Genomic DNA, 12,821 nt, shown 5'->3' with positions numbered 1-12,821 from the left:
CCCATCTGACCAGAAGCCTCGACCGTGATGAATACCCGCCCCCCCTGCGTCCCCCGTCCGGACAAACGCCTGCCACGCAGCGCCAGAACGCCAGCCGGCGCACTGGCCTGCCTGGCACTGGCCGGCTGCAAGCAAGCGCCGTCGATCAGCGTGATCGGCGCCTATTTCCCGGACTGGCTGTTTTGCGCGATTGCCGGCGTGCTGCTGACCTTGCTGGTCAGGGCCATGCTGCTCAAGACGCAGCGTACCGCATGGCTGCGGCCATGGGTGCTGAGCTACCCGCTGCTGGCCCTGCTTTTTTCACTGCTGAGCTGGCTGGTCTTCTTCTAACCCGGGCGTTTCCCCATGCAAACACACTCGTCTCCACCATACCCTCGTCGACTGCTCCTCGGCGCCCTCTGCGTCGCCGCCCTGGGCCTGTTGCTCTGGGTGATCGCCCGCCTGGATGCGCAACCGCGCACCGACGACGCCTACGCCTATGCCGACACCGTCAATGTCACTCCGCAGGTCAGCGGACGTATCGTCGAGCTGCCGGTGCGGGAAAACCAGCAGGTCCATCAGGGCGATGTGCTGATGCGCATCGATCCGCGCCCCTATCAGGCCGCGCTGGATGAGGCCAAGGCCTCGCTGGTGGAACTGGATCGGCAGATTGGCCTGAATGAACGCCAGGTCGCCGCCCAACGCCTGAACGCCGAGGCGGCACATGCCGAAATCGAGCGGGTCCAGGCGCTGGCCAAGCAAAGCGGCGACACCCTCAGGCGCCAGGAAGCCCTGCTGTCCCACGGCTATATCTCCGCGGAGGCCATCGACCAGTCACGCACCTCCAGGCGCAGTGCCCAGTCGCAACTCAATGTCAGCCAACTGCAAGCCCGCCAGGCCACTGCCGCGGTCAGTGGCGTCGATGCCCTGGTGGCCCACCGGGCGGTGATCGAGGCACAGATCGCCCGCGCCGCGCTGAACGTCGAGTACAGCAGCGTTCGCGCACCGTTCGAAGGCCGCGTGGTAGGCCTCAAGACCGCCGCCGGCCAGTTCGCCTCGGCTGGCCAGTCGGTGTTCAGCCTGATCGACACCGGGCATTGGTTCGTGGTCGCGAATTTCCGCGAAACCGCGCTGAAAAACATTCGCCCGGGTGATTCCGCTACCGTTTACCTGATGAGCGATACCCGCCAGACATTCAGCGGCAATGTCGACTCGATCGGCTTCGGCGTGTTTCCGGACGATGGCGGAACCGATGTCAACGGCTTGCCCAAGGTCGCCCGGTCGATCAACTGGGTCCGAGTTTCGCAACGTTTTCCGGTGCGCATCCGGGTCAATGGCACGGACCTGCAGCCGTTTCGCCTCGGGGCGTCGGCGGTGGCCGTTATCAATACCGCCAGCGGCCCGACGCACGCCACGACGGCCACCGCGCCATGAGCGGAGAAACCCAGGGGCAATCGCCATGGGATATCCTCAAGGAGGAATTGCGCGACCGCCCCGGCCGGGTGAACGCGGTGCTTCGTCATCTGCTCTCTTGCACCCTCGTCATCCTGCTGGCCATGAGCTTGCAGGTGCCATTGCTGTCGATCTCCCTGGTACTGGTGTTCTTCGTCACCCAGTCGAGCGTGGCCATGACCAAGATGCTCGGCACACTGTTTGTTGTCAGTACCACCCTGGCCGTGGGCCTGGCGATCCTGCTGCTGAAGGTCAGTTTCGACTATCCGCTGCTGCGCATCGCCGGTGCCAGCCTGGTGTTTTTCGTCAGCGTGTTTTTCATGCGCACCTGCCGGCTGGGTCCGCTGTTTTTCGTGGTAGCCCTGCTGACCATCTATATCCAGAGCCAGGTGGACCTCAATAACAATCCCGAAGCCCTGACCCGCGCCTGCCTCTGGGCCTGGATGGCGATTGTCTATCCGACGGTGGTGACCGTGGCGGTCAATACCCTGCTGCTGCCGGCACCACCGCCACCCGGTGAAGCGGCACCTGCCCCCAAGCCACCGCTGCTGGTGGCTGATGCCTTCGAAAACCCGGTCTATTCCCAGTTCGCCTTCAAGACCCTGCTCGCCGCGCTGCTGTGCTACCTGCTGTATACGGCGGTCGACTGGCCCGGTATCCACACCGCCATGCTCACCTGCCTGATCACCGCCATGCCGAGCCTGGAAAAAACCCTGCACAAAGGCCTGTTGCGCGTCCTCGGTTGCCTGGTCGGCAGCGCCCTGGCGCTGTTGTGCATGGTCTGGGTGGTGCCGCGGATCGACAGCATTGTCGGCCTGCTGCTGATGAGCCTGCCGGTGCTTGGCCTGGCCGCCTGGGTCAGCGCCGGTTCGCCGCGCAGCAGCTATGCCGGGATCCAGATCGTGTTCGGCTTCGCCCTGGCGCTGCTGGCGGACTTCGCGCCGATGACCGACCTGAGCGAAATCCGCGATCGTCTGGTCGGCATACTGCTGGGCGTCGGCGTGACAGCCTTGATTCATATCGGATTATGGCCTGAGTCCAGCAATACCTGACGCAGGGTTACTTGCCCACGGGTGCCTGGGCGCCAAGCGCGTTTGCGCAGCCCGTCGATTCAAGCGCAGGATGGCTTTCAGCCATATAGGTTATCCAAGGGAATAGCGACCACCGGCAACGCCGGATCGAAGGCATGCCGAGTGGTCTTGTAGGGAAATATCTCCCCACGCGCCAGGGTCGTGAAAATCCGCGCCACCTCAAAGGCCTGTCCTGTCTGCCAGTGCCTCACGCACACCCGCGGATCGGCGTAATCGAGCTCAATACAGGGCACCCGTTTCAACCCCAGTTGCCACGCCGCATTGAGTCGGTGGTTGCCATCCATCACGATCCCCCTGGAACGCTCGACAATGATCGGCTCCAGCCAGTGGCCCGTGTGCAAGATCGACTCTCGAAGCCTCTGCACATTGCCCGGATCGACCTGTTCTGACTGTTGCACATCACGCAAAGACCGCAACACGATGCTGTACCCCTGGTGTGCATCCGCTGCGACGGAACAAAGCGGCTGGTTTTCCATGGTAAATCTCCTGATTTGACGACCGATTCAGCAAGCATCGACTTTGCCGACGAGGGCATGCCGGCTGGCCACGTCAAGCAGACGTTGCGCCTGTTCGATCAGGGGCAGGTCGACCATCTCACCATCCACTTGCACCGCGTGACTGCCTCCGGCCACGGCACTCAGCACCCGATCCGCCCAGGCCAATTGCCGGGCATCGGGCAAGAAAGCACGCTGCACGGTGTACAACTGCGCCGGGTGAATGCACAGCTTCGCGCCAAATCCCAGGGTCCGGGCGTAATGCGACTCCTGCTCCACCGTGCGCATGTCGCGGAGCGCGGGGGTCACACCATCGATCGGCGCCGGCAGATCAGCTGTACGCGAAGCCAGCACGATTCGATTGCGGGCAAATAGAAAGGCTTCCGGTACCTGGCGGCAATCGATGTCCAGGGAAAAATCCAGCGAGCCGAACGCCAGGCGCGCAATGCCACGGATCCCGGCAATCGCCTCGACCTGTTGCAGGCCTTTGGCGGTCTCGATAATCGCGACAATCTGCACCTCCGGATTCCACGCCAACAAGCGCTCGACCACCCGGGACAAGGTCTCGGGGCACTCCGCCTTGGGCAGAAAAATACCCGTGCAGCGCTGCGGATAACGCATATCGCCAAGCCAGGTCATGTCGTGCTTGAAAAAGGGGCTGTCAACACCGTTCAAACGAATGTAACGCTGGCACCGTGTGGCCGGGGTCTGCTCCTGCCAGACCCAGATCGCCGCTCGGGCAGCGGGCTTGTAGTCGGGATGAACAGCGTCCTCGAGGTCCAGGATGATCGCGTCGGGCCCGGCGTCCACCGCCTTGGCAAAACGCTCGGGACGATTGCCCGGGACGAACAGGTAGCTGATGGGAAGCGTGGCGGTGGCGCTGAGACGATCAGTGGTCATTGAATCTCTCCTTGGCATGCATCAGTCGTAAATGTTCGAGTTTTTCAGGCGCTTTGCACCTTCGCGCCGTGGGGTCATTCAAAATATTTGAAAATCTTACTTGATAATCGTTCGCATTAGCAATATCGTTCGTGGCAATTCGTAGGTTTCTTCCTACAACTCGAGAAGGCGATCCTGTTTATGGGAAGTGTGACGCAGTGATGCCATTTAGATGTCAGCCGCTAGAGCTTTAGAAATACCGAGGCGTGCCATTAATTAATGGCTAAACGTTATGTCCGCATAAACCACACGGAATGAGGTTGTCATGCAATTGTTTTGTCAATCAATAACCGCCACCCGCACTATTCCTCTACCCGCCAGTGCTGTTTGGCACCCACCTCCACGGGTTTGAGTTCTCGCTACTGACGAGAGACCGCATCACATCTGTCGACAGCGTTTAGCTGTCGAAATAGGAATGGCGACGTTTTTGATGCCAGAGGTTAACGATGCCTAATGCAATTGCGCCAGCACTTAAAAATCCCGCTGAAGTACATGACCCCGAACTTCTAAAGCCACTGCTTGATCCGGTTATTTCGCATTTCATTCACCACTTTCCAGACACACTTTTGGATTGGGTGAGACAACACGGTTCGCCCTTGAATCTGGTATGGCCCCACGCATTCCAAGTCAATGCAACGGCCTTGCAAGCGGTGTTGAAGCAGTTCGACGTACGCCATGCGATCTTTTACGGAGCCAAGGCCAACAAGTCGCAAAGCCTGCTCGGCGCGGCCGCCTCGGCCGGTATCGGCATTGATGTTTCAAGCATCCACGAACTGGACGCGGCGCTGCGTGCCGGTACTCCGCCGGAGCGCCTCTGTGCCACAGGACCGGCCAAAACGACCGCCTTCCATCGGGCGCTGGTGCGTGAGGGATCGCTGATTTGCGTCGACTCCGCAGAGGAATTCGAGCATCTGAAGGGCGTCGTCGAATCCCTGCCGGCCCCCGTCAAAGCCAGGGTTTTGCTGCGTTACAGGCCACAGAGCTGCTCGTCGAGCCGCTTTGGCATGGGTGCGAGCGAGCTGTTGCTCAGCCTGCAACGCCTGGCCGAACTCACGGAAATATTCCACTTCGAAGGTTTCCATTTTCATCTTGGCGGGTATGACTTCGAAACCCGGGTCCAAGCCTTTCGCGAGCTCAGCAGCTTCGTCGAAACGGCTCGGGAAATGTCGCTGACTCCGGAAATGATTGATATCGGTGGCGGCTTGCCGATGCGCTATATCGAACCCCAGGCCTACACCCGCTTCCTGGAAAACGCCAACCAACCCAGCCAGTACCACAATCAAAAAACACCCAATTCTTATTATCCTTACGGCAGTCATCTGACAGCCTGCCAGTGGCTGGAAATGTTTCTCGAAGCACAACATTCACCCGCCCAGTCCATCGCCAGTTATCTGAAAAAACAGAATATTACCCTGGCACTGGAACCCGGTCGAAGTCTGGTCGACCAAGCGGCAATTTCAGTGTTTCGAGTGACACGCACCAAACAACTGGCCCAGCACAAAACCGTCATATTTGTCGAAGGCAGTAGTTTCAGTGCCTGCGAAACATGGTTCTCATCGGAATATCTGGTCGATCCAATTCTAATCAGCGCCCAGGAATCAGGGCACACCCCCATGCAAGCCTATATTGCGGGTCACAGCTGCCTGGATGACGACGTTATCACTCATCGTTTGATCCATTTCAGCAGCACGCCCCAACCGGGAGATTTATTGATTTATGCCAATACCGCCGGTTACCAGATGGATCTGCTGGAAAACGAATTTCATCGTCATCCCCTGCCACGGCGGCTGACGGTGACTTGTTGCACGGAAGCTCACTACGCACTCTCACCTGACTACTAAAGGGAATACTTCACATGATACTGAGTAAAGTTTCCGACCTTATTGGTAATACGCCCATGCTGGCGATTGCCGTTCCAGATACGACCGCCAGACTGCTGCTCAAGATTGAGAAGAACAACCCCGGCGGTAGTATCAAAGATCGAATGGCCCGCAATATGGTGCTGGCCGCCCTCAAGTCCGGGCGACTGAAACCCGGTGGCGTGGTCGTCGAATCCTCTTCCGGCAATACCGGCATCGGCCTGGCCATGACGGCCGTCGAATTTGGCCTGCATTTCATTGCCGTGGTCGATCATCACGCGGCCCAGGACAAGATCGCCGTGATGAAGGCATTGGGTGCCGAAGTCCGCTATGTCGAGGGGACCTATCGGGAAGATGAAGTCGCGGTCGTCGAGCGCCAGCGACTGGCGGCCGAACTGGCCGCGCAGATCCCCGGTGCCGTGTTCATGAATCAATCGGACAACGCCGCCAACGCCGGTGGTTACAGCGATTTCGTGCGGGAAACCATTGCCCAGGCCGACGGTAAGGTCGGCGCCTACGTCGGCTGCGTCGGTACCGGCGGATCGATGACCGGCATCGCTCGTGGGCTGAAATCGCACAACGCCAACACCGTGACAGTGGGTGTCGAGCCCGCCGGCTCGATCGTCTTCGGCCACCCCGGTTATCCCTATTACCAATCCGGCACCGGCACCCCGGCCGGCGACACCGTGGGCCTGGTGCTCGACTACAGCTGCATCGACCTGGGCGTCCAGGTCACCGATTCCCAAGCCTTCGAAACCGCCCGTTACGTCGCCAGAAACCTGGCGCTGCTGGTCGGCGGATCGACCGGCGGCGCGATTTTCAAGGCACTGGAGCTGATCCACAAAGGTGTGCTCAGCGGCAATGTCGTGATACCGATTGCCGATGGCGGTGAAAAGTACCTGCACACCGTATTCAACGAAAAATGGCTGGCGGAACGCGACTTGCTCGACCCTGGCGTCGCCACCCAGCTGGATACCTGGCTGGGCAAGACCCAATGGCTGGAATCCAGCTGCACGCCACGGCAACTGAGCGTTGCATGACCCACCTTCGACACAGGAACGTCTCTTAATGAAACCGCTGAAAGTCGCCCTCTGTGGCGGTGGCAGGACCGGGCATCTGAACGCCATTGTGTTCAAGCAACTGCCCGATGTTCAGGTCTCGATGCTCACCAACAACCCGGAAGTTGTCGATCAACACGCCCGTGGTACGCCGCTGCAAGCGCTGCTGCCGGACGGTTCGACGCTGAGTGCCCGGCTGGATCGACTGACCAGCGATGCCCGGCTCGCCGTCGAGGATGCCGATATCGTCATCATCACGGTGCCGGCCCATGCCCGAGCGCAAACCCTGCAGGCCATCGCGCCGCACCTGAGCCCCGACAAGCCGGTGTACATCGGCGCCATTCCAGGCTTTTGCGGTTTCGACTGGCTGGCGGAGTCCGTGCTGGTCGATCGGCCAAACCTGGTGATCTGGGGGATGAAGGATGTCCCCCACACGGCGTTCGAGCTGAAGCCCGGACGCTCGATCAAAATGGGCGGCGGCAAGAGCCAGCTCTACGTCGCCACCCACGCCAGGGAGTCCGACGCTTCGCGCCAGCACCTGCATCAACTGCTGACCCGGCTGTACGGCCCGTGCGTGACGCTGCTGGACAACTACCTGGAAATCACCCTGACCCCGGGCAATCCGATCATGCACAGCTCGGTGATCTACGGGTTGATCGGCCCCTACGGCCAATGGCACCGGAAAATTTTTCCCCAGCCCCTGTGCTGGTGGAGCGAATGCCCCGAGTTGGGGGCGTACTTCCTCGAACGCATGGACCAGGAAAGCCAGGACCTGTGTGCCGTGATCAGTCAACGGCTGGGGGTCGACCTGTCTTCGGTGAAATCCTTGAAAGAGGAAATCGTCGAGGCCTACGGCGAGCAGATCCGCGACCAGAGCAGCATGTTGTCGATCCTGCGCACCAACCAGGCTTACAACAACATTCTCGCGCCCATGGTGCCGGCGGCGGACAACCGTGCCGGCTACGTGATCGAACGGGAAAGCCGCGCTTTCAACGAGGACGTTGCCTACGGCCTGGTGCTGCTGGTGGAAATGGCCAAGCGCTTTGACCTGAAAGTGCCTTACATCGAGGAAGTCCTTAACTGGAGCGTTTCCTACATGCAAGGACTACGGGATTCGGCACTGGACTACTTCCCCCGCCACTGGCCGCGCACGGCATGAGTCGACAACGCCCTCTTCTTTTTACTTCTCGACGAGCAGATAGCTGATATGGATGATCTCAAGACACTCATCGCCTACTCCCGCAAAAATGCCATGCGACGCCTGATTCGTTGCCTGTTTGCGGAGAATATTCTCGACCGCTCGACCCTGAGCTTTTCCGCCGAAGGCCAGCAAGCCACGCTGCCCCTGAACGACGCGCGCGCGCATCTGTTTTTCTCCAATATCGCACTGGGACCGGCCGATACCCTGGTCAACGACGGCGACGTGGTGTTGCTGACCGAGGAAGGCGTTCGCCAGCCCATCCACAGTCATCAGGACCTGCTGGATGTGCTGCGTGGCAGCTTCGATTTCGCCCCCTCGGACGAGGGGGTCGCCGGGCTCAAGTCGGACATGGAGAACAGCCTGACCAACGACGCCCATGCGCGTCAGTATCGTCAGCGGTGGAACGCGCGACTGGCCGAAGCCATCGGCAGCCACGGGCTCGCCAGCTTCACCGATTACCTGCGCCAACACGCCAGCACCAAGGACGCGGCCATCCTGCTGGACCAGTGGGGGTCGCTGGAAGGCCACCCGTATTATCCGACCTGGAAATCCCGGCCCGGCCTGAGCGATGCCGAAGTCGCGCAATTGTCCCCCGAGTTCAACGCCCAGGTACCACTGCGCATTGCCTCGCTGCGCGCCGACATGGCCAAAAGCGAAAGCATGCCCCACGTCACCAGCTATCACGCCTGGTTCGCCAGCAACTTTCCGGCGCAATGGGAACAATGGAAGACCTCGCTGCGGGCCAAGGGCCTGGATGACACCCAGTGGTTGCCGCTGCCCATCCATGCCTGGCATCTGCAAGCCTACGTGCTCAAGACCTTTGCCGAAGAAATCGAAGCCGGCATCCTGATCACCGACGGCCCCGATATCCCAACGCTGCCGACCATGTCCTATCGGACCATGATGCCGATGCTGAACGAAACGGCACCGCTGATCAAATTGCCCATCGCGCTCTGGATGACCAGCGAGCTTCGCAGCCTGCAAGCCAAGTCGATTCACATGGGGCCGCGCATCAGCACGCTGATCACCCGGATCCTCGCCGCCGAAAACGGCTTCGATCAGCGCCTGGAAATCTTCCCAGAGGAAATCGGTGTCCGTTACAAAAACGCGATCACCCAGGACGATGCGCCCGGGCGACACCTGTCGGTGGTCTATCGCGCCAGCCAGCAGGCGTTCGAGCGCAGCGACAACTGCCTGCCGATCACCGTGGCGTCGCTGTTCACTCGACTGCCCGGCAGCGACCGGCCGTTGTTCACCGACCTGATCGAGCGTGACGGTGTGCGGGCCACGGCCAGCAGCGTCGAAACCTGGTTCCGTCAATACGCCAAGGTGGTCACCCAACCGGTAGTGGCGATCTACCTGCTCTACGGTATCGGACTCGAAGCCCATCAACAGAACAGCATGGTGCTGTTCACCCCGGACGGCAAAGCCAGTAGTCTGCTGATCCGCGATTTCGGCGATGGCAGGACCTACGCCCCCCTGCTGGAAGAACGCGGTTACCACTTACAAGCCCATGTCCAGCCCGGCATCCTGCCGACGGTGTTCGTCGACGATATCGAGCCGGTACGCATGTTTGTGCTGGATGCGGCGTTCCTGACCCACCTGCACGAAATGGCTCTGTGGCTGACCCGGGAGTACGCCTTGAACAACACACGGATGTGGCAGGTGCTGCGTGAAGAAACCGAACTGGCCTTCGCCGCCGTGCGCGAGCGGGTTTCGCCGCAACTGTGGGAAGTCGAGCGCAAAGCGTTCATCGAGGAGCCCTGGCCCACCCGATCGTTGCTGCGCATGCACTTGATGCAGTACTCCAACTATCGCTTGCAACACACCTTGAGCAACCCGCTCAACGCCGTTTAACCAGCGAGGCTGACTCATGTCCCATGCAGGTGTCATCCAGGGTTCGCCCGTCAGAATCCTGATCTATCTTCTGTTCGCTATCCAACTGATCTCCATGGGGGCGATGGAAATGAGCGGGCCGTTCTGGCCTGTCCATCTGCGTGGGCTGACGTCATCGGAATCGGTGTTCAGCTTTGCCAGCATCGCCGTCTATGTCGGGCCGATGCTGGGCATTATTCTCACCAGCGCATTCTGGGGCCGGATCGGCGACCGCTACGGCCACAAGTGGATGATGATCCGGGCCTTGGCCGGTTTGTCATTGACCCAGCTTGGGCTGGCCTTGTTCAGTGATATCTGGGGGATCCTGATGCTGCGGTTCCTGCAAGGGGCCTTCGCCGGCTACATTGCCCCGGCCCAGGCCTACGGTGTCAGCATCGAAGCCCCTTCGCGGCGGGCGCGGCTGTTTGCCATCCTGCAGATATCGACCAACGTCGGCTCGTTGCTCGGCGCGGTGGTCGGCGGCTTGATCCTCGATTACGCCACCTTCTTCTGGATCAATCTGATTGCCTCGGCACTCTGCGCCGTCTGCACCGTAGTGGCGGCCGTGACCCTGCCGAATGTGCCGCCGGTGAAAAAAGCCGCGGTGGTAGAAACCACCACGACCCAACCCCCTCCCACCAGCCTCTGGCAAGGTACACCGCTGCTTTCGCTACTGGGGGTCATGGGGATTTTGCTACTGGCGCGGATGCTCCCGCAGACCTCATTTTCGCTGTATGTCAGCTCGGTGTTCGGGGTCAGTAATTCGCTGATCGGCCTGTGCTACGGTTTGCTCGCCTTGGGCTTCATCCTCTCGGCAACACGCTGGGCGCGGTATTTCGAACAGCGTACCCGGCAAGAGACCCTGCACCGCATCACCTTCGTGGTAATCGGCTGTATCGGCCTGACTGCCATCGCCGGCGTCACGCGAAACCCGACGGTGTTTGTCGTCGCCTACTTTATCTGGGGGGTGCTGCTGGGCGCGACGACACCGGTGCTCATGGCGCTGGTCTCGAAAACCGCCGACAGCTCGCAGCAGGGCTATGTGCTGGGGATTGCGCAAAGTACCGCGCAGTTTGCCTCCATCGCCGGGATCTGCATCGGTGGTTTGCTCAGTCAAGTCTATGGCTTGCGGTATACCTACCTGTTCGTCTGCCTGGCCTACGTCGTGGCCCTGGTGCCCATTGTCGCCCTGCGTTACCGGTCGATGGTCATGCCATCAGGCCAGCCCAGCCGTGGCGACTGAGCAAGGAGGAGTCTTTTTGAACATTGCACAACGGCGTGCCGATACCCCGGGTGTCGAGCAACTGCCCCTTGCGTCGTGGGTACGGGGCAAACTAGTATTATGAATACTTCTCAATCGCAAAAAAACAATTCTGCCATGAGCGATACCCTTCCCGCCCCCCACAATTATCATCTGCGCACGATTGAGGCCTTGTACAGCGGGCATCACGGCTGGTTGTACGCCACGCTGCGCAAGAAGCTGGGTAACGCCATGGATGCGGCCGATCTGGCGCAGGACACATTCGCCCGCATACTCGCCTCCAAAGTGCCGGTGATCGAGCAGCCCAGGGCCTACCTCAGCTGTGTGGCCAAGGGTATTCTCGTCAACTGGTATCAGCGCAAGGCGCTTGAGCGCGCCTATCTGAACGCACTGGCGCTGCTACCGGCGCCCGAAGTGCCCGCACCCGAGTTGCGCTTGATCGTGCTGGAAACCCTGCATGAAATCGACGCCATGCTCGATGCCCTGCCCCCCCTGATCAGACGCTGCTTCCTGCTGTCGCAGATCGGCGGCGTGAAATACGAGGACATCGCCGGGCAACTCGGTGTCTCGCTGATCACCGTCAAACGCTACATGAAGCAAGCCTTCGTGCAGTGCCTGATGCTGGCGGACTGAATGTCGATCCGCCACGGTGACGCGCCGATTGATCCCCGGGCCCTGGAAGAGGCTGCCGAGTGGCTGATGCGCCTGAGCGAAAGCGATTTCAGCGCCAGCCAACGCGCCGACCTGGAGCGCTGGCGCAGCAGCAGCCCAGAGCGCCTTCGCGCCTGGGCCCGCGCGCAGAGCCTGCAAGGCAAGCTCGGCACACTGCCACGCGCCCTGGCAATGTCGGCACTGGATCGCCCAAGCAATCCCTCCCGGCGCGGCGCGTTGGCCAAACTGGCGACGATCCTGGCGGTCTTGCCGGCCGGCTGGGGCGGTTGGAAACTGCTGGAAACGCAACAATGGACGGCCGACTACCAGAGCACCGTTGGCCAGCGCCGCGAATTGACTCTCGACGATGGCTCGCGGGTCACCCTGAACACCGACACGGCCATTGATGTGCTGTTTGACGCCAACCAGCGCCTGATCAGCTTGCGCGAAGGCGAGATACTGGTGCAGACCGCGCCGGATGTATTAGCGCAGCCTCGACCGTTTCTGGTCAGCACTCGCCAGGGGCGGATGCAGGCACTGGGCACGCGCTTTACCGTTCGGGAAGTGCAACCCCAAACGCACCTCGCCGTATTGGAAGGTGCCGTCAGGGTCGAACTGCCCCCTGACAGCGGCGTCGCCCCGCTGATCGTCAATGCCGGGCAACGGACCGATTTTTCAGCGCAAGCCTTTGGCCAACTGCTCCCGGTGGACAGCGCCGTCAGCGCCTGGACCCAAGGCATGCTGATGGCCGACAAGATGCGCCTGGCCGACTTCGTGGCCGAGTTGGCGCGCTATCGAAAAGGCTTCGTGCGCTGCGATCCGACGATTGCCGACCTGCATATCTCCGGTGCCTTTCCCATCAACGACAGCCAACGCACCCTCAGCATGCTGGTGCAAACCTACCCGATCGTCGTCACCGGGCATTTGAGCGGTTATTGGATGACGCTCTCGCCCGCTTGAA

General features: G+C 60.8%; 12 protein-coding genes. 10 read left to right on the top strand and 2 right to left on the bottom strand.

The genetic code is table 11. The features are described 5' to 3' along the window. The first annotated feature begins 27 nt into the window (after positions 1 to 27). From AC07T0_RS19725 to AC07T0_RS19715, 3 genes are read left to right on the top strand one after another with little or no spacing between them, the layout of a single operon-like run. Positions 28 to 330, top strand: coding sequence for a YtcA family lipoprotein (locus AC07T0_RS19725; protein ID WP_495002797.1), 303 nt, complete (start codon positions 28 to 30; stop codon positions 328 to 330). Positions 331 to 345: 15 nt separating this feature from the next. Next, a complete protein-coding gene (gene mdtN, locus AC07T0_RS19720; RefSeq protein ID WP_495002796.1) occupies positions 346 to 1,413 on the top strand; it encodes a multidrug transporter subunit MdtN in 1,068 nt (355 codons plus the stop codon). Further along, complete coding sequence (locus AC07T0_RS19715; RefSeq protein ID WP_495002795.1) at positions 1,410 to 2,483, top strand: FUSC family protein; 1,074 nt, start codon at positions 1,410 to 1,412, stop codon at positions 2,481 to 2,483. Before mdtN ends, AC07T0_RS19715 begins: the two co-directional genes overlap by 4 nt. Positions 2,484 to 2,560: 77 nt before the next feature. Here AC07T0_RS19715 and AC07T0_RS19710 read toward each other — a convergent pair whose 3' ends face one another. Continuing rightward, a complete protein-coding gene (locus tag AC07T0_RS19710; protein ID WP_495002794.1) occupies positions 2,561 to 2,998 on the bottom strand; it encodes a ParB N-terminal domain-containing protein in 438 nt (145 codons plus the stop codon). A gap of 27 nt (positions 2,999 to 3,025) precedes the next feature. Beyond that, entirely contained in the window at positions 3,026 to 3,916 is an 891-nt protein-coding gene (locus AC07T0_RS19705) for an HpcH/HpaI aldolase/citrate lyase family protein (protein ID WP_495002793.1), read from the bottom strand. A gap of 485 nt (positions 3,917 to 4,401) precedes the next feature. On the opposite strand from AC07T0_RS19705, the gene AC07T0_RS19700 reads away from it, so the two are divergent. From AC07T0_RS19700 to AC07T0_RS19670, 7 genes are all read left to right on the top strand, one after another. Continuing rightward, positions 4,402 to 5,796, top strand: coding sequence for a Y4yA family PLP-dependent enzyme (locus tag AC07T0_RS19700; RefSeq protein ID WP_495002792.1), 1,395 nt, complete (start codon positions 4,402 to 4,404; stop codon positions 5,794 to 5,796). A gap of 14 nt (positions 5,797 to 5,810) precedes the next feature. Continuing rightward, on the top strand, positions 5,811 to 6,854 hold the full coding sequence (locus AC07T0_RS19695) for a PLP-dependent cysteine synthase family protein (RefSeq protein WP_495002791.1): 1,044 nt from the start codon (positions 5,811 to 5,813) through the stop codon (positions 6,852 to 6,854). 28 nt (positions 6,855 to 6,882) lie between these two features. Further along, positions 6,883 to 8,031, top strand: a complete 1,149-nt coding sequence (locus AC07T0_RS19690; RefSeq protein ID WP_495002790.1) for an NAD/NADP octopine/nopaline dehydrogenase family protein — start codon at positions 6,883 to 6,885, stop codon at positions 8,029 to 8,031. Positions 8,032 to 8,079: 48 nt separating this feature from the next. Next, positions 8,080 to 9,930 (top strand): IucA/IucC family protein, encoded by a 1,851-nt coding sequence (locus tag AC07T0_RS19685; protein ID WP_495002789.1) that lies wholly within the window; start codon positions 8,080 to 8,082, stop codon positions 9,928 to 9,930. A gap of 16 nt (positions 9,931 to 9,946) precedes the next feature. Beyond that, positions 9,947 to 11,191: an MFS transporter gene (locus AC07T0_RS19680; RefSeq protein WP_495002788.1), complete on the top strand. Its 1,245-nt coding sequence runs from the start codon at positions 9,947 to 9,949 to the stop codon at positions 11,189 to 11,191. Positions 11,192 to 11,326: 135 nt separating this feature from the next. Next, complete coding sequence (locus AC07T0_RS19675; protein ID WP_495002787.1) at positions 11,327 to 11,842, top strand: sigma-70 family RNA polymerase sigma factor; 516 nt, start codon at positions 11,327 to 11,329, stop codon at positions 11,840 to 11,842. Further along, the gene (locus tag AC07T0_RS19670) at positions 11,843 to 12,820 is read left to right on the top strand and encodes a FecR domain-containing protein (protein WP_495002786.1); all 978 of its coding nucleotides are present in this window, start codon (positions 11,843 to 11,845) and stop codon (positions 12,818 to 12,820) included. The last annotated feature ends 1 nt before the right edge of the window (position 12,821 follow it).

The organism is Pseudomonas sp. GW821-FHT04D07 (assembly GCF_059420225.1).
Note: the sequence above shows the minus strand (reverse complement) of the source record. Positions and strands in the feature narration are given on the sequence as shown.